This is a genomic window from Arcicella aurantiaca (assembly GCF_003148625.1).
Taxonomy (GTDB): domain Bacteria; phylum Bacteroidota; class Bacteroidia; order Cytophagales; family Spirosomataceae; genus Arcicella; species Arcicella aurantiaca.
This window is the reverse complement of record NZ_QGGO01000037.1, coordinates 19,452-36,492: the sequence shown is the minus strand read 5'-3', so window position 1 is coordinate 36,492 and position 17,041 is coordinate 19,452. Positions and strand designations below refer to the sequence as shown.

At 32.3% G+C, this 17,041-nt stretch carries 18 protein-coding genes; 9 read left to right on the top strand and 9 right to left on the bottom strand.

The annotated features are described in order from the left end of the window. Position 1 precedes the first annotated feature (1 nt). The 9 genes from LV89_RS22240 (at position 2) to LV89_RS22195 (ending at position 10,013) form a co-directional block, all read left to right on the top strand. Positions 2-454 (top strand): hypothetical protein, encoded by a 453-nt coding sequence (locus LV89_RS22240; RefSeq protein WP_109745134.1) that lies wholly within the window; start codon positions 2-4, stop codon positions 452-454. 483 nt (positions 455-937) lie between these two features. Then, positions 938-2,311 carry a DNA phosphorothioation system sulfurtransferase DndC gene (gene dndC / locus LV89_RS22230; RefSeq protein WP_109745132.1) on the top strand — a complete coding sequence of 458 codons (1,374 nt, stop codon included), beginning with the start codon at positions 938-940 and terminating at the stop codon, positions 2,309-2,311. A 104-nt stretch (positions 2,312-2,415) separates the two neighbouring features. Further along, entirely contained in the window at positions 2,416-4,521 is a 2,106-nt protein-coding gene (gene dndD / locus LV89_RS22225; RefSeq protein WP_109745131.1) for a DNA sulfur modification protein DndD, read from the top strand. Then, on the top strand, positions 4,511-6,094 hold the full coding sequence (locus LV89_RS22220) for a DndE family protein (protein ID WP_109745130.1): 1,584 nt from the start codon (positions 4,511-4,513) through the stop codon (positions 6,092-6,094). The genes dndD and LV89_RS22220 overlap by 11 nt, the downstream gene beginning before the upstream one ends. 19 nt (positions 6,095-6,113) lie before the next feature. After that, complete coding sequence (locus LV89_RS22215; protein WP_109745129.1) at positions 6,114-6,689, top strand: hypothetical protein; 576 nt, start codon at positions 6,114-6,116, stop codon at positions 6,687-6,689. Next, entirely contained in the window at positions 6,686-7,891 is a 1,206-nt protein-coding gene (locus tag LV89_RS22210; protein ID WP_109745128.1) for a DGQHR domain-containing protein, read from the top strand. The genes LV89_RS22215 and LV89_RS22210 overlap by 4 nt, the downstream gene beginning before the upstream one ends. 58 nt (positions 7,892-7,949) lie before the next feature. Then, positions 7,950-8,132, top strand: coding sequence for a hypothetical protein (locus tag LV89_RS25355; protein WP_109745127.1), 183 nt, complete (start codon positions 7,950-7,952; stop codon positions 8,130-8,132). Between the two features lie 79 nt (positions 8,133-8,211). After that, positions 8,212-8,736: a GIY-YIG nuclease family protein gene (locus LV89_RS22200; protein ID WP_109745126.1), complete on the top strand. Its 525-nt coding sequence runs from the start codon at positions 8,212-8,214 to the stop codon at positions 8,734-8,736. Beyond that, entirely contained in the window at positions 8,736-10,013 is a 1,278-nt protein-coding gene (locus LV89_RS22195) for a DNA sulfur modification protein DndB (RefSeq protein ID WP_109745125.1), read from the top strand. The genes LV89_RS22200 and LV89_RS22195 overlap by 1 nt, the downstream gene beginning before the upstream one ends. Before the next feature lie 163 nt (positions 10,014-10,176). Here the strand turns inward: LV89_RS22195 and LV89_RS22190 are convergent, their stop codons facing one another. The 9 genes from LV89_RS22190 to LV89_RS22150 form a co-directional block, all read right to left on the bottom strand. Beyond that, positions 10,177-11,319, bottom strand: a complete 1,143-nt coding sequence (locus LV89_RS22190) for a cysteine desulfurase family protein (RefSeq protein WP_109745124.1) — start codon at positions 11,317-11,319, stop codon at positions 10,177-10,179. A 679-nt stretch (positions 11,320-11,998) separates the two neighbouring features. Then, complete coding sequence (locus LV89_RS22185) at positions 11,999-12,790, bottom strand: hypothetical protein (protein ID WP_229201578.1); 792 nt, start codon at positions 12,788-12,790, stop codon at positions 11,999-12,001. Positions 12,791-12,800: 10 nt separating this feature from the next. After that, the gene (locus tag LV89_RS25970; RefSeq protein ID WP_109745154.1) at positions 12,801-12,899 is read right to left on the bottom strand and encodes a DUF4007 family protein; all 99 of its coding nucleotides are present in this window, start codon (positions 12,897-12,899) and stop codon (positions 12,801-12,803) included. 79 nt (positions 12,900-12,978) lie between these two features. Next, positions 12,979-14,040: a nucleotidyl transferase AbiEii/AbiGii toxin family protein gene (locus tag LV89_RS22175; protein ID WP_109745123.1), complete on the bottom strand. Its 1,062-nt coding sequence runs from the start codon at positions 14,038-14,040 to the stop codon at positions 12,979-12,981. Between the two features lie 5 nt (positions 14,041-14,045). Next, the gene (locus LV89_RS22170; protein WP_109745122.1) at positions 14,046-14,780 is read right to left on the bottom strand and encodes a DUF6577 family protein; all 735 of its coding nucleotides are present in this window, start codon (positions 14,778-14,780) and stop codon (positions 14,046-14,048) included. A gap of 289 nt (positions 14,781-15,069) precedes the next feature. After that, positions 15,070-15,459, bottom strand: coding sequence for a DMP19 family protein (locus tag LV89_RS22165; RefSeq protein ID WP_109745121.1), 390 nt, complete (start codon positions 15,457-15,459; stop codon positions 15,070-15,072). 140 nt (positions 15,460-15,599) lie between these two features. Further along, positions 15,600-15,929, bottom strand: coding sequence for a heavy-metal-associated domain-containing protein (locus tag LV89_RS22160; protein WP_109745120.1), 330 nt, complete (start codon positions 15,927-15,929; stop codon positions 15,600-15,602). Next, positions 15,929-16,375 carry a hypothetical protein gene (locus LV89_RS22155; protein WP_109745119.1) on the bottom strand — a complete coding sequence of 149 codons (447 nt, stop codon included), beginning with the start codon at positions 16,373-16,375 and terminating at the stop codon, positions 15,929-15,931. Before LV89_RS22155 ends, LV89_RS22160 begins: the two co-directional genes overlap by 1 nt. Positions 16,376-16,473: 98 nt before the next feature. After that, positions 16,474-17,034 carry a helix-turn-helix domain-containing protein gene (locus LV89_RS22150; RefSeq protein ID WP_109745118.1) on the bottom strand — a complete coding sequence of 187 codons (561 nt, stop codon included), beginning with the start codon at positions 17,032-17,034 and terminating at the stop codon, positions 16,474-16,476. Between the last annotated feature and the right edge of the window lie 7 nt (positions 17,035-17,041).

Below are 17,041 nucleotides of genomic sequence, written 5' to 3'. Positions count from 1 at the left end.
TATGAAAAGGCTTCTCAAAATATTCCCTCTTTTCTTGATTTTGCCCTCTTTATTCCTTTATAGTTTGATTGGGGGGAAAAAAAGTGCATTGCCAAATCAGAAAGGAATTAAAGAAAGTGCTACTGAAATTTTTAAAAATGCCAATAAAATTGTGAATAAAGACACAATTTATGATTTCAGAATACATTTGTCCAGAGCCTTCAATCAGCAAATCAGAGCAACACCCTTATATCTAAACTTGATGCTCAATCAAGCAACCAGAAATGGACAAATTAAAGATACTCAAATAGTTAGCGAAAACAAAATCAAAAAAGATTCTTCAATCTTGATTGTTAAAATATGGTTCAATACAGATTCTCTTCAATTTGAACAACCGATGGTTTATCAAGATGGTTGGAAAATTGGAGTTAATTATACCAAAGAACGTAATAGGCTATTGTCTAAAAAACAATAACCTTATGCAAGTGTACAGTAAACCCAAATCACTTTGTGGTTTGGGTTTCTTTTTTGATGCGTTCTACAAAAAAGGGGAGAATTTTATTCTTTTGTATCATCAAAATATTTAAACTATATTTTGATAATAGTCATATTTTATATGTATTTTCGATGAGTTTTAATTTTTAAATTAGCGAAATTTACAGATTTCAAAGATACATCTAAAAGCCTTTATACATTACGTGTGAAGGCTTTTTTGTTGTTTAAGATAGCATAAGATAATCTAAATAAAATAAAAATACTTTTCTCTATTCCAAAATTCTGATTTTTTAGGTTAATTTTACTATTTAGGATAATTAACCACAATTTGAAACATCTAAAAATAAGTCTTCCAAATGTCAATTTCATGTTCAAATTGATAGTTTTAATTTCTTGCATATCTTTTAAATATAGCATTTATAGAAATTAATGACATTGCCTTACTTAGCCCAAACCCCTACTTATGTCCTTAATAATCCCATTTATAGAAGAAGAAATTATTGACCAATATCTGTATGACGACAATCCCCGTCCTTGGATAATTGGTTTTAGCGGTGGAAAAGACTCCACGATGCTTTTGCAGTTAGTTTGGATTGCACTCAAAAAAATACCTGCTGAACTTTTAACCCGTGAAATTTATATTATTTGTAATGACACAATGGTTGAAAATCCTCACATTGTCGATTTTATCAATAGAACACTTGAAAGAGTAAAAATTGCAGCCGCTGAACAATCATTGCCATTTTTTGTACGCCAAACAACCCCACGTTTAGAAGATACTTTTTGGGTAAATTTGATTGGAAAAGGCTATCCTGCCCCTAATAATACGTTTAGATGGTGTACGGAAAGATTGAAAATAAACCCTACTACTCATTTTATTAAAAGCAAGATTGATGAAAAAGGGGAAGTGATTATTTTGTTGGGAACTCGGTCTGCTGAAAGTCAAAATCGAGCAAAGTCTATTAAAAAACACGCTGTAAAAGGACAACGTTTGCGAAAACATTTATTGCCAAGTGCCTACGTTTATGCACCCATAAAAGATATTGAAACTAACGAAGTTTGGCAATACCTTCAACAGGTGCCACCGCCTTGGGGTGGTACAAACAAAGAATTGGTTACGCTTTATAAAAATGCCAATTCGGGTGATTGTCCTTTAGTTATTGATGAAAAAACACCAAGTTGTGGCAATAGCCGTTTTGGATGTTGGGTTTGTACAGTAGTAAAGAAGGATAAATCAATGGAAGGGTTGATTTTAAATGGTGAAGAATGGATGTATCCACTTTTAGATTTACGTGATGAATTGGTAGATGGGCGAAATATCCGTGAAAATAGGGAGATTTTTAGAAGACACCGTAGATTTAAGCAAACAAAAAGCGAAGTAGCTAAAAAGAAAGCTAAAATTGAAGAAGAGACTGAGGAAGAAAGGGAAGATGGTTCTTGGGGGGCTTATATTCCTGCTTATCGTGCCAAAATATTAAGAATGGTTTTAGAAGCTCAAAAGGAAATCCAAGAAACACAAGGCGAGACAATTCAATTAATTTCACACCAAGAATTAGTGGCAATACAAGTGATTTGGTACAGAGACGGAATTCTTAGACAAAAAGTTGCCGACATTTATAATTCTATTTATAATACCCATTTAGACATGAGTAAACACGAAGAAAAATTCAGACAAGAAGAAGAATTACTTAGAGAGGTTTTCGTAGATGAAGACGATTTTGACTTTATCCAAAAATCCCTCAATGTTCTGAAAACCAAAACATTAATGGTCAAAAAAAGGGGACTTTCAAGCGATATTGAGAATTTAGTTGAAGAGGCAATAAATAAGAAAAAATAATCTTCTTCCCTAAAACCTACCAAAGTATTGAATTGTAATGTTACAGAAATATACAATTCATATATTGTGATATGCAATATTTTATTATTAATACCACCCAATAAATGATTATCAAATCAATAGAGTTAGAAAATTTCAGAATTTATAAGGACTATAACAAGATAGACTTAACGATTTCAGAAGACAAAAATATTTATATTATTAGTGGAAAAAATGGCTTTGGAAAAACTACTTTCCTAATGTCGTTAGTTTGGTGTTTGTATGGAAAACAGATGCAAGAAGTTGATGATTTATATAGAAAAGAAATTGCCGACCAAGGTGGTTATCCAAAATATATTCCAAATAGTTTAAATCGAAAAGCTAAGGCTGATGGGCAAAAACAGTTCTCAGTTAAAATAACTATTACTGATGCTATTTTACCAGAATTATCATGTGATGAGATTTCTATTAAAAGAACCTTTCACGCTTCGGCAGGTGAAGATTTAGAAATATTGGTTGATGGGTTTGAAAATGAGATGGTAAGAGAATTGGCTGACACAAAAGTAGCAAGTGGCGAAATTTTCATCAGAGAACATTTATTACCAATTGAAATCGCAAAGTTTTTCTTCTTTGATGCTGAAAAAATTGTAACACTTGCCGAAGCAAATTCAGACGACCAAAGAAGAAACCTTAGTAGAGCCTATTCCGAAATTTTAGGCATTAAAAAATATGAATTGCTGAAAGAAGAATTTGATGATATTCAAAAAAGAATAAGGTCAAAAAATGCGAGTAAAGATGAAAAGGAGAAACTTAACTTACTGGAAGCCGAAATTAAAAACCTTGACTTAGGAATCTCTATTAATGAACAAACAATCGGAGAACTTAGAGATAAAAAAGATGAATTACGCTTTGAGTCAAGCAAATTACAAGAGCGTTTAATACGCTTGGGTAATACAATGAGCGTTGATGATTTAGAAGAAATTAGAGAAATTGAAAGAAATCTTGATTCAAGATTAAAGGAAATTGTTTCTGAAATACAGGATTATATGGAAATAATCCCATTCGTTATTGCAGGCGGAAAATTGTCGGAGGTTTCAGAGCAAGTAAATGATGAACTTAGCTATAAAGCTAATTTTTTAAATCAAGAAAAAGTGTTGGCAGTTTCTGAAAATATCATAACTGACCTCATTACTGAACAAAAGAATTTTAAGGGTGTCCTCACAAGAGATATTACTGATTTTTACTATAATACTATTTCAAAATTAGTGAAGAAACATTTTTACGCTGATATTCCTGATTTACCCTTAGATTTTAAGCCAATTCATGATTTTTCTGTATCAGAGAAAAATGAGTTAGATGCTTTTATTCAAAAATTGAAATTTTCATTTAAAGAGAAATTTAAAAGTCTTACCTATCAAAATAATCAAGTACGGAACGAATGGACTCAAATTAGGAGAAGAATATCAGATGCCGAAGCCAAAGCAGAAGATGCCGTTGTGAGAGAAGACCGTGAGAGGAGAGATTTGATTGAGAGAGAAATTCTCAAAATTGAGGCACATTTAGAGCTTTTGCTTATGGGCATTGGAAAGTCAAAACAGGATATTGAGAATAAAAAACGGATAAAAAGTGAGATTACGAGTAAACTTAAAGCGTCGGAAGTAAATAGGGAAAAAGACGAATATTTAACGATACAGATTAAAAAAATAAAAACATTCATCAATCAGTTTAAAGAAAGAAAAAAGGTTTCTTTGGAAAAACAGATTTTGACTGGTTTACAAACACTCATGCACAAAAAAGGCTTTATTAATGAAGTCAAAGTTGATATTACAGGGGAGTTTATTGACATCATTTTGATGAATAAAAAGTCTGGCGTTATTCAAAAACAAGGCTTATCTAAAGGGGAGCAACAAATGTACGCCACAGCTTTACTTCATGGTTTGGTGAAAGAATCTGAAATTGAATTTCCTGTTTTTATAGACTCGCCAATGCAAAAATTTGATGAAGAACACGCATTGAACATTATCAAATTCTTTTATCCAGATATTTCAGACCAAGTAATTTTATTTCCATTGGTTAATAAAGAATTAACTCAAAAAGAGTTCAAATTGCTTGAACCAAAAATTGCCAAAGCATTTTTGATTAATAACATTGACCCTGATAAATCAACATTTTTAGAGACTTCTCCACAGGAGTTTTTTACCACATACAACAACCTTTATAATGCAGATTAACGTTTCTACTTCCGAAGAAACCGAAGCGATTTTGGCTAAATTACAAAGTCGTTTTAGTGTAACTTCCAAAAATATTCTTATGCGTATTGCCCTTGCTTATTCGCTCACAAGGGGAAGAAAACTCTCATTGTCCAAACCAGAAGACACAAAGGGAAATCCTTACAAAGAAATTACCATTGTCGGCAATTATAGAAGCTATTATATCGCTCTGATTTGTCAATTTTACGATATTTATAAGACCGACTCGGATATTCCTAAATACTTCAAACTTCATATTGACGATGGTTTGAGACTACTGGAAAAATTGTTTTCCGAAAGTTCAAATTACAATTTATCGGATTTTCTTTTGGAGCATATTGAACGTGGAATTGACTCTTTGGAACAAGCAGTTTCATCAAATGAACCTATTTTATTTGATGAAAGGATTCGTCATACTAAAGTCTCAAACAAGGGATATTTTGAAGGTGCGTTGAAAATGTTAATCGGAAAAAACTTGAAAGATGAAAGCCCGATTTATGCAACTTTAAATGATACAAACTTACACAATAATGCCCATATAGCTGTTGCTGGGAACTCAGGAACAGGAAAAACACAATTTGCATTGGAGATTCTTCGACAGTTTGTGGAAGTATCAAGCGGTTCGGTCAATTTTATTTACCTTGACTTTAAAGGTTTGAAAAAAGACGATGTGGCAGCACTTACTCCCTTTTTTGAGAATACTCAAACTACTTTTATTGATGCCCCGCAAGTGCCTTTTCCATTGAATCCGATGTCGTTTATTGACACAGTGAATGAGAAAAACAAAATCATGGGAATTAATAAATTGGTGGATATAATTACCAATTATTCCAACATTGGCAAGAACCAACAACAAACGCTACGGGATGCCACAAAAGATGTATTTCAAGGATTAAAAAATGGTGAATATCCTTCATTCAAAGATATTTATGACCGTGTGCTTGAAATGGAAGGTAGCAAAGCCAGTACCTTGAAAGAGATATTGGAAAGTTTGAGTGAGTTAGACCTTTTCGAGACCAAAAACGATGCTAAAAAAAGCATTTTTAATCAAAATTATTATCTTAGTTTATCAGGAGATTTACCTAATGCTATAAGGTTTACGTCAGTGTTTTTGATTATCAATTACATCTACAACAACTTTATGAACATGGAGAATGCACCTGTCAATGACAAATTACAAGCTATCCGTTATGTGCTGTTGATTGATGAAGCTCACGTGATTTTTAAAGACCGCAAAGCCCAAGATTTATTAGAGAAAATTTTGCGAGAAATACGCTCAAAAGGAGTTAGTGTGGTGTTATTATCACAAGGAATTGAGGAATTTAATCAGCCAAGTTTTGATTTTTCAAGTCTTTGTGAAACGGCATTTTTAATGGATATTAAAGATAAAACCAATTTAAAAATGATGTCAAAATTTTTAGGACTTGGGGAAAAAGATAATACTATACTCGCCCGAAATATGGAAGCTATCCAAAAAGGGCAAGCGGTGAGTAATTTGAAAGGATTTAAGAAAGCGGAATTGTTTGAGGTTGGGCAGTTTTGGAAGAGTTTGTAAATTTTAAACGATATAAACTATGAGTATTTTGAGTTCTATTTTACAAGGCTTTAAAGAAGGGTATAACAAGGAAAAAACAGATTTAACAAGGTGGACAAATATTGCATCAGAAATAGGTTCCAGAGTAAATAAGCCGCTTAAATCTCCTACTTTTATAATGTACTTCTTAGGATTAGTTGCCCTGATGGGAGGTATTGGAGTTTATACTACTATTTATTTTGAAATCAATAATAATTACTGCCTTATTAATCATTGGAATATAGCTCTTAGTCTTGGAACATATTTTATAGCATTAATAGCATCATCATCGGTAGATTTAATTTTATCAAGTCAACCAGAACAGAAAGATTTAAAAGCTTTTGGCATAATATTAATTTTATTGGGAATTACGTTATTTTTCCTAATAGCTATAATTCATAACGCCTATAGTTATGTATTTGCCTTTGGGGGGACACTATTGGCTTTTTGTTCTTGGTGGATAGCTAATGCAAATAATGATAATTTGAATCTTGAGCGTAACCCAAAGGATGCTAATCCAACTATAATTGGTCAATTAAAAGGTGATGAAAGTGAATTTAATTTATCCGCAGAATGAAAAGACAATTAGATGCTTTAGAGGTAAAACAACCATTTGGTGTTTTTTATTTATGTGTAATGAAAGCAAAGGATTTGTTAGAGTTAACATTTACAAGCCCTATAAGATACGAAAATGGTAAACTCGTAGGTTCACAACGTTTACTTGATGAAGATAGGAGAGTAAAGGAAATCAAAGAGTTTGTGGAAGGTTATGATGCTGCAATTCCTAATTCGATTATACTTGCTGCCAATTATGATGAAAATGGTTTTAATGTTGATGACGATTCAATTAGGTGGAAATATGAAAAAGGTAAATTAATTATTCCAACAGAGTCCAGAATTACCTCAATTATAGATGGTCAGCATAGACTGTTTGGATTTAAAGATGCGAACTATGCGGCACAGGAAATGGATTTAGTTTGCTCGGTATATATTGACCTTCCTAATGCACTGCAAGCATTTTTATTTGCAACGATAAATTCAAATCAGAGAAAAGTAGATAAGAGTTTAGCCTATGAGCAGTTTGGGTTTAATGTAGATAATGAGAAGAGTGAATCGTGGTCACCCGATAAATTAGCAATAGCTTTGTATAAGAAATTTAATGAAGATTCTGATAGTCCCTTTTTTCATCATATTAAAATAGCCCCTCAAATAGATGAAGTACTAAGGCAAACATTACAAGATTCAGAATGGAGAATTTCAACCGCAACTATTGTTGACGGCATTCTAAGGCTAATTTCAAGTAACCCTAAAAGAGATAAATATGAATTGCAAAAAATATATATATCAGAGCGAAGTAGAGACGCATTGAAGTATGACAATACGCCGTTGAGAATGTTATATTTAAATAATCAAGATTCTGTTATTTATCGAATAATTTTCAATTTTTTCGAATCAGCAAAAGAATGTCTTTTTAGTCATGCTACTCCGTCATCTTATATTTTTAAGACGGTTGGGGTTCAAGGATTATTTGACTTTCTTAGAGATTTATTAAATATGGATTATAAAGAGGATAACACCTTAAAATCCGCAAACTTATCAAAAACAAGATTTGTTGAAGTTTTGCAAAAAGCATCCTCAGTAAATTTCTCAGATAACTATTTTCAGGCTTCTGGTGTTGGAAGAAGTCGTGTTAAAAATCTTCTTCTCTTCGCAAATAATATGTACACAGGGAATAAACAAGAAGAAATTTCAGAGATGAATAGATTACTTGGAAGATAAATTATCCATTATAAGGATTTTATTAGTCAGATGAAATAGCCCCTATCTATACATTTTAATGGATATTAAAGATAAAACCAATCTAAAAATGATGTCAAAATTCTTAGGACTTGGGGAAAAAGATAATACTATTCTCGCCCGAAATATGGAAGCTATCCAAAAAGGGCAAGCGGTGAGTAATTTAAAGGAATTTAAGAAAGCGGAATTGTTTGAGGTGGGGCAGTTTTGGAAGAGTTTGTAGGGGCAATTTTTATCATTTGCAAAATGCGAATATCAGCATAGATTTTTATTTTATAACATTCATATCTTACATTTTAACCATGTCTTTATACACCCCTTCTATAACTAACCAACAGATTTTAGATGACCCAAAGCAAAGATGGAAGACTATTTGCTTAGATTATCGTATTTGGGAAAACCCTACCCAAATGATTGAGACATTCAATCCTAATTGGCTGGAAATTCCTTTTCAACAATCCAATATTTCTAAAATGCCTAATACACAAGGGATTTATATGTTTATATTGAAGCCAAGCAATGCCAATTTGGTAAATAATCAAAATCGGCATATTTTATATATTGGACAAACTAAAAATTTGCAAAAAAGATTTGGTCAATATTTTCATTATGAACATTCTGATTTACCATCTGACCAACTTAAACGAATCATGGTTTTATTGTGGAAAGAAAAATTATCGTTTCACTATTTTGAAACTAATAATGTAACGAAAGAAGATTTGACAACTTTGGAATTTGACTTAATTGATATGATTATTCCGCCAATGAATGACCGATTCCGTGCAGATTCTGTAAAACAACACGTTAAACTTTATAGTCCAAGATAATGATGAACAAAAATATATATTTACCCTCACTTACTGGAAAATTTGGGCAATGGAGATACTATCAGACGGTAATGAAAGTTTCTGATATTGTAGAAAACTTAGGCACAAATGAGAAACCTGACTTTCGGATTAAGACAGTTGAAGAAGTAGAAGAAATTTACTCAAAAAAAGGTGTGAATAATTTATTACAACGAGCTTTTGACCCTACAAGACTTGTTCCAATTACGAATTATTTACTTTCACAAACGGATAAGTATATTAACAATTTAACTGTTGCAATTTTTGGAGGAAACCCTGACTGGCTTACAATAGATGTAGATAGAATCGGTCAAGATGATAGTATTGATGATGATAGCTTAGAATATTTTGAAAAGGCTTTTGGAGTCGTAAAACTTACTGGGACAGAAACTCTTTTTGTGTTAGATGGACAACATAGACTTAAAGGTCTTAGAAATGCTATTTTACAAGAACCTACAATTGGTGAACAAACGGTAGGAATAACTTTGATTATTCATGAAGATTCAGATTTAGGTAGAGAAAGAACTCGAAGATTATTTTCAACCATTAATCGCCATGCAAAACCTGTATCATTAGGGGAAAATATCCTTTTAGATGAAGACGATTTATCAGCTATTATAGTTAGAAAGTTAATTGAAGAACATCCCTTATTTAAGGGGAAAGAATTGATTGCTTATAATAAGGCAAAAAACCTCAATCCAAGCCAATTCAACGATAAATTTACAACTGTTCTAACATTATATAGTATTAATGAGGTACTAATAGATAATGATAGCGTATATAAGGATTTTAAAAATGTAAAAGTTCGCATACGACCAGATGATAATGTCATAGAATCTTGGCAAAAAGTAGTATTTTCTTTTTGGGATAAATTTTTTGAATGTTTTTCTGATGCTAAGGAATTTGTAAATGGAACAAACCCAAGTCTCGGTTTAGAAAGAAAAAATGGTGGAAAATTTTATTTGAGACCTCTTGGGCAAGAAGCATTTGCCTTATTATACAGTAAACTAAAAAAAGAAAATAATTTAGAAAAACTTACGAAAATATCCTTAATTGAACCAAATATTGAAAATGAATTTTGGCATTATACATTTTGGAATCCCTCAAAAAATAATATTATAAATTCGGGTCTTCCTACTAATTATCTTCTTTACCATTTTGGTCTATTAGGTATAAGTTCCATTAAGAAATTGAAAGAAGGATATATCAAAAATTCGGGCAATATCAAACATGATATTCCTGAAATAATTATTAAATAAATTGTATCTCAATGTTCTCTACAAAACTTGTTTCACTGGAACGAGTTTTGTAGTTTAAGCTAAATCCATCCAAAACCTCCATATTTTAGTCTTTGATAATATCAGGTTTTTCAATTAGCCAACCAGTGTCGACCAAATTGAAAATTTTTCTACCAATATTTCACTAATTCCAAGCCCTCAAACTTTCCACCACTTTCCGCACAGCTTCCACCACCACAGGTATTTCTTCCGCTTTATTGAACCGTCCAAAGCTGAAACGAATACATGAAAAGGCTTCGGTTTCAGTCATTCCTAAAGCCATTAGCACGTGCGATGGGTCAATAGAAGCTGAAGTACAGGCAGAACCATTGGAAACTGCAATATCTTGTAAACCCATAATCAAAGCATCGGAATCACATCCTTTAAATTTGATATTTGTGGTGTTATAAAGCCTATGAACAGTATTTCCATTGATAGAAGTATCTGGAATTTGCAATAGTGCCTTTTCTAATTCGTCTCTCAATGCTCCGATACTTTGGGTATCTACCTTCATTTTCTGCTGACATAATTCGGCGGCTTTTCCCATACTTACTATACCTACAACGTTCAATGTGCCAGAACGTTTGCCACCTTCATGTCCGCCCCCATGTAGTAATGCTCCTAATTTTATGAGCCTATTTCGTCTTTGTCGGACAAATAATGCTCCCACGCCTTTTGTGCCGTAGAATTTATGGGCAGACATTGTCATTAAGTCAATATCTAATTCATCAACATTGATAGGCAATTTTCCAACGGCTTGCGTTCCATCAGTCATAAATAACGCCCCAACTTCATGCGTAAGTTTCGCAATTTCTTTAATAGGCTGAATTGTGCCTAATTCATTATTGACTAACATCACCGATACCAAGATAGTATCAGGGCGTAATGAGGCTTTGAAAACAGCTAAATCAATCATTCCATCTGATTGAACAGGCAGAAATGTAATGTCAAAACCTTTGGTTTCCAGATATTTACAGACATCTAAAACGGCTGAGTGTTCTGTTTGAACGGTAATGATATGTTTACCAATTGAAGAATAATTTTCGGCAACACCTTTGATAGCCAAATTAATAGCCTCGGTAGCCCCAGAAGTAAAAACAATTTCGTGAGGTTGTGAGCCAATTAAATCTGCAACTTGTTGGCGAGCATTTTTAACAGCATCATTTGCTCCCAAACCGAAAGCGTGCGTGGAACTTGCATTGGCGAAATTATCAGTAAGAAATGGAAGCATTACTGCCAAAACTTCGGGGTCAATTTGGGTAGTGGCGTTATTATCAAGATATATCATTTTTATTTGGGTAATCTATTATAAGATTAGTTCTATTTGTAATCCTTTTCCAATCGTTCTTCATCAGTTAATATTTATACTTAGAAGTATTGAAACTAAATTTTTCATAAGTTTAGATAGCAACAAAGTTAGTCCATTTTTTATTTTTGTTGTATTTAGGAGTGAATCAAAAAGTGCGAGACAAACACTTCTTATTTCAAGAAAGTCGGTATAAGATTACTTATTGAACCTCATGTGCTTTTAAGTTAAGAGAATCAAAAATCATTTGCCCCACACTTTTGATGCACTTACTTTTACAGGGAGAGCCTGTGTGTCTTGTGACTGAATATTATTTTGTTTACTTCACCAAAACTCATAAACTATTTTGGTAAATAAAAGGGTAATTAAACCCCATATTCTTTGCCATTTGAATTTGAGGTAATATTTGCTTCTTCAAGATTGTTGAAAAATCGTCTTCCTTAAAATCTTTCATTTGATTCTCCTCCATTCCAAAAAGAAGAGTATAATCTTCTAATAATTTAGAATTGTTTCTTTCTAAATGAAAATGAAAAGCCTTAAATTGTGTATTTACAAATGAATCTATGTAATGTTCAGTCGATGGAAGCCAATTATATTTTGAAGAGTTTATATTTTGGAGAGTTGGTATTATGTTCCAAATTTTGTCATGAACAACAAACGACTAAGGTAGAAAATGGTCTAAACTCATATTTTGAACTGTAATGTTTTGACCTGTATAAATACATTTTAATTGGCTATTTTCCTTTAAATAATCCTTCCAAAAAGTATTTGCTTGTTTCAAGTTTCGCTGTTGTGGCTTTTCCAGTTTTTCACTTAGCCCTACGACATTGGGATTATTTTTCTGTAAAAACTTTATTAGATGCCAGAAAATAAAACCTCTAATTATTATTTGATGCTTATTAAAATATTGAATCCAGTTTTGATTTAATTCTATATGGTTAGCATGAAATCTGTATATTACTTTTTGACTATTATTTTCAAAGTTTTGGTTACATAATTCTATAATTTTATTATTAACTTGATGGTCAGGAAATCCCCTTGTCTCTTCAGAAAAATACGGACGAATAAACCTATATGGTACCCATCTTAATAATTCTCGAATTCTATGACTTAACTCTTTAAGCTCTTCTTCATTCATTTTTGAATTAATTTGAGAAAAGAGTTGTGGTGAGTTCACTTTATCATCTATTTTAATTTTATCATTAACAAACTCCGCAACTTGTTTAAATCCATCTTGCTTACCAAATGAGAGTTTGAAATAGTTTAGAGGGTACCAAACATTCGCAATCATTCTTACTGCAATGTCATTATAAGAAATAAGCGTATTATCGTTTTCCTGTAAACTATCTAAAATTGACAGAAACCAATAGAATTTATAAGAGTTCGTGGTATCTGAGAATACCGAAGACAATTTAGCTATATCTAAATCATCATTTTGTGGCAATGTTGTCATTTTTGTTCATTCAATAGCGAATTGAAGATACCATCTTTTTCCCAACACCTAATTTAACGATTGCATCTTCCTGTGTAAACTCATTCCCTTGATTAACAAAACCATAGATTTCCTTTAACTACAAATGACGGCACTGAAAAGACTCATACCCCGAAAATGAAAATCGCATATTTTTTTCTTGTATCATTTTAATTTTTTGTCGCCAACCACCAATACCAAAAAGCCTCTGGGTATTGCTTTTTCAGTTTATTTAGTTTGGTATTGTGTGGTTGTACTATTGTTAAATCTTTAACGGTATTTGCACCTTTAAAAAGGTTTACTTCGGTTTCATCATTAGCTACTAAACGGGTGAGGTAGGCAATTTTACCTGTCATTACCACCACTTTTTCATAGCTAAAATTTTCAGAAAACATAAATCGGCTTACCTTTTTGATGCCAGAAAGGAGTTCTTCAAAATTGCCGATTCCATCTGCTCCTCGCAAAGCCAAACATAAACACGTTTGGTAAGTATCTTGCAATACATCATTATGCGTAATCTCTAATTGACGATATTGTGATTCTATTTCCGCCAAACGTTTGAATGTTTTTCTAACGATGGAAAGGTCATTGATTGATTCTAATAAATTAGCAACGTCATACAATTGTTTAATAATCTCCATACTTTTTGAAAACTTCCCTTTATAGTATGGAATACCCGTTGTATTGGGTGCAAAAGCTGTCATTTTATCCCCAAGTATATCTTCAAATGAGGGAGTTTTAACCGTTTGAACCTCACCGACTTGAAACAAAAATGGTGAATTGAAGGGTGTTTCAACTATCTTTTGGTATGGGTTCTCTTCATACAAGATGTCCAATAATATATAATCTTCTGACTGATTTGTTAGGTGTGTAGGAATATAAAAAAACTTAAAATGCTCTTTTGTAATATTTATCTCAGTTTTTCTTTCTTGCCCTTCAACTCTAATAAATCCCTGATTTTCTGACACTTGCTTTAAAGTCTCTAATAAACTATCCGATACTTTGGGGATAATAATGTCAATATCAATTGAAAGCCTTTTGGGATTATTTTGCTGCATCAACATTAATGCTGTTCCACCCTTGAAAATAAAATTTAGCTTACTCTCTACTAAACCTTCCAACAAAGTTAATGCCCTCACAGTTTTTTCAACCAAAATTTTATCCGCCCCATTGTTCAACTGCGAAAACTTATTGAGCCATTCAAGGGAGTGGCTTACTTCTTTATCAATCATAATTTCTAAAAATCTTCTGTTTGTAAACTCAATTCAATCATAATTTCAACTTTATTACCTTTACGTCGCCGTCTGGCATATCGTAACATTTTATCCTTATTGATAGGATATTTTCGGAAGGCTTCTTTGATAATATAAGCAAGTTCCGCTCCTTGAAATGACTCATAAAGTTTAATATCCACTATTAAATCCACCAAAAGTTTTTCAATCGTTGTGGTTCTAATTCCTTCTATTTTTTGCATTGGAGCTTCGGAGGTCAAAGGAATAATAATGATAGCATCATTCTGGTAGGCAATATATCTATCCAATAATTCATCCGATGGATTCAGATAAACATTTGGGTAATGGTCACGTAATAAATCAAAGACTGCTTCTAATCCGTCTCGCTCTATTTCAACTATTTGGGCAAAACGCCCTGCTTGATGTAAGGTAAATTCATTGATAATGGAGGTTCTCCAAACACAACATTCAAGCAATGGCTTTTCTTCTTGAATTAATCCGTAAATTCCTTTTATTGCGTTTTCTAAGGGTGGGGAATAAATTTGCCGTTTCAATCCAAGTGAATATCTTCCTCTACCTGTTCTTTCGAGCAAACCACTTTTAACTAAACTATTCAATGTATATTCAACATTATAGTTACCAATCGTTCTGAGATAGTCTTCTATACTTTCTCTTCCCAATTCTTGATTTTTCACAAAAATTGGACGTAAATCAGTCGTATGTATATTCTGAATTTTCATGTAAAGAATTAATATTTCAATAGCAAAGATACAAAATTAATATTTCGGCAGCAAATGTATTTTTGTGCCGAAAACTCAAAAAAATAGTATGATTGTTATCATAATAAGTTTCGGGGATAAAGTCTCACGTTTAGATTGTTTATCTCTTTCTATTTTTTGATTTTCAAACACTTACTGATAAGTGTAAATCAATGGAGTAATTCTTGTTTTCAATTAAATGAAACACCAAGAATCCACTCATAAAAAAAGCAGACTTTCGTCTGCTCTAATTTTTAGTGATTGGGTAATATTAAGCGTTTTCATCTAAAAAAGACACCAATAATTCGTTAAGATTTTCATCCTCAATGGCTTGGTACTGTTGGTCATATTGGCTAAGGTCTTCAATGGGTTCTTTATTCACAGAATCCAATACATTTTGCAAAATATGGAAATGTTTGACGCTTCCAATTTTTTCTAAATTCGTGAGTGCTTGTGTAGCAAACATTCCAAATGAACTGGTAAGATAACCAACAAAGCCCTCTGTTTTGACTTGATAATCCAATAAAAGGGTTGTGTAAACAGCTTGTTGCTGTGTGGGTAAATTAACAACATGATTATACCACTCAGGACGATTGCTAACCATGCGGGGTTTCAGATTCTCTACCGCTAAAAGATAATGTGTTCTAATTGTTTCTGGCATAATAGTAATAGAGTTTAAGTTGGAAAACAAGATACCTCCCTGTCTAAAAACGAATGTATCTGTCTGATAATAAACAAATTGTATAAATCATAATAACAAAAAAATAGTTTTGAATAGTGAGACAGAGTCATTTTTGACTTTTACATTTTCTTACAACAATGAGGCAATTTTTCAAAGCCTTCTTTAGTCGCTTTTAATTCGTTGGCATCATACCCCAACTTAGTTAAAGTGCTTTTCAGTTCTGAAACACTTACTTTTTTATTATCAAAATCAATGGTTAAAATATTGCTCTCCAAGTCAAGTGCAACCTTTTCAACACCTTTAATCGTTTTAAAAGCATTTTCTATTTTATCTTGACACATTCCGCAAACGGCAGAAGTCTTAATTTTTACCGTTTGAGTTTTCCCATTGGCACGAGATAAAAACGTAGTAATCGTAAGGGAAGTAGCTAAAAAAAGTCTTCTGTTCATTATTTCATTTTTTTATGTGTTCTTGAATCTAATTTGTGGTCAAAACAATGCAAAGCACACGCAACACCTTTAAAACTTTGATGAACATTCCCGATTTTATTTCCTTTTTTGTCGAAAATATCACAGGTTTCTCCTTTTTCAGTATTTACTCTAAATTGTAATTCACCTTTGGCATTATAATACGTTTTACCATCTTTACCCATTTTCCCCATTTTCATTCCCGTTTTGGCATCAACTAAATTCCCTTGTCCATCCATGAATGCAATTTTTTGACCGTCGGCATTTTTGATAATACCCTCTTTGGAAGTCATACCAATTTGAACACCATTATTAAAAATTTGCCCTTTCTCGTTGATAATGTGTCCTTTGTAATCTTTGTCTTGCCCTTGAACTTGTAGTGCCATAAATCCTAATAGCACCATAAGCATTGCTTGAATAACCTTCATTATTTGTGTTTGCTTTAAATGATTGATAACACAAATTTCGGGCAATGGAAGGAGTATTTTCTTACACAATTATTGAAAAGAGTTATACAATTTTCTCATTAAACTTGGTCGAGAGGTTTTCTTAGATGGTCTTTTAACTTTTTAAAATAGCTGGGATTCAATCCCGTTGTTTTCTTGAATTGGGTTGAAAGATGTTGAACGCTGCTATAATCTAAACGAAAAGCGATTTCGCTAAGGCTCAATTCATTATAAACTAATAACTCCTTAATTTTTTCAACTTTTTGCAAGAGTATATATTTTTCAATGGTGATACCTTCCACCGATGAAAACAGACTACTTAAATAGGAGTAATCTTTATTGAGTTTCTCAACGATAAGGGTCGAGAAATTAAGATTTCGTTCTTTATTTTCCTGCTGTATTTGCTGAATGACCAAGGTTTTAATTATCTCAATTATCTGAACTTTTTTATCTTCAATTAACTCAAAACCATTGTTACTTAAAGACTCTTTAAGGCTTTGTAATTGGGCAGGAAGTCGCCCTTGCTCTACTTCAATTTCACCCAAAGAAATTTGATTGATAGGAATATTTAAAGCATGAAATATATCCTTCACATCTCGTATGCAACGATTACAGACCATATTTTTAATGTATAGAATCATTTTTAAG

Excerpts from the sequence above, each read along its gene's own strand:
- LV89_RS22240 (WP_109745134.1), top strand. The coding sequence starts at position 2 with ATGAAAAGGCTTCTCAAAATATTCCCTCTTTTCTTGATTTTGCCCTCT.
- dndC (WP_109745132.1), top strand. The coding sequence starts at position 938 with ATGTCCTTAATAATCCCATTTATAGAAGAAGAAATTATTGACCAATAT.
- dndD (WP_109745131.1), top strand. The coding sequence starts at position 2,416 with ATGATTATCAAATCAATAGAGTTAGAAAATTTCAGAATTTATAAGGAC.
- LV89_RS22220 (WP_109745130.1), top strand. The coding sequence starts at position 4,511 with ATGCAGATTAACGTTTCTACTTCCGAAGAAACCGAAGCGATTTTGGCT.
- LV89_RS22215 (WP_109745129.1), top strand. The coding sequence starts at position 6,114 with ATGAGTATTTTGAGTTCTATTTTACAAGGCTTTAAAGAAGGGTATAAC.
- LV89_RS22210 (WP_109745128.1), top strand. The coding sequence starts at position 6,686 with ATGAAAAGACAATTAGATGCTTTAGAGGTAAAACAACCATTTGGTGTT.
- LV89_RS25355 (WP_109745127.1), top strand. The coding sequence starts at position 7,950 with ATGGATATTAAAGATAAAACCAATCTAAAAATGATGTCAAAATTCTTA.
- LV89_RS22200 (WP_109745126.1), top strand. The coding sequence starts at position 8,212 with ATGTCTTTATACACCCCTTCTATAACTAACCAACAGATTTTAGATGAC.
- LV89_RS22195 (WP_109745125.1), top strand. The coding sequence starts at position 8,736 with ATGATGAACAAAAATATATATTTACCCTCACTTACTGGAAAATTTGGG.
- LV89_RS22190 (WP_109745124.1), bottom strand. The coding sequence starts at position 11,319 with ATGATATATCTTGATAATAACGCCACTACCCAAATTGACCCCGAAGTT.
- LV89_RS22185 (WP_229201578.1), bottom strand. The coding sequence starts at position 12,790 with ATGACAACATTGCCACAAAATGATGATTTAGATATAGCTAAATTGTCT.
- LV89_RS22175 (WP_109745123.1), bottom strand. The coding sequence starts at position 14,040 with ATGATTGATAAAGAAGTAAGCCACTCCCTTGAATGGCTCAATAAGTTT.
- LV89_RS22170 (WP_109745122.1), bottom strand. The coding sequence starts at position 14,780 with ATGAAAATTCAGAATATACATACGACTGATTTACGTCCAATTTTTGTG.
- LV89_RS22165 (WP_109745121.1), bottom strand. The coding sequence starts at position 15,459 with ATGCCAGAAACAATTAGAACACATTATCTTTTAGCGGTAGAGAATCTG.
- LV89_RS22160 (WP_109745120.1), bottom strand. The coding sequence starts at position 15,929 with ATGAACAGAAGACTTTTTTTAGCTACTTCCCTTACGATTACTACGTTT.
- LV89_RS22155 (WP_109745119.1), bottom strand. The coding sequence starts at position 16,375 with ATGAAGGTTATTCAAGCAATGCTTATGGTGCTATTAGGATTTATGGCA.
- LV89_RS22150 (WP_109745118.1), bottom strand. The coding sequence starts at position 17,034 with ATGATTCTATACATTAAAAATATGGTCTGTAATCGTTGCATACGAGAT.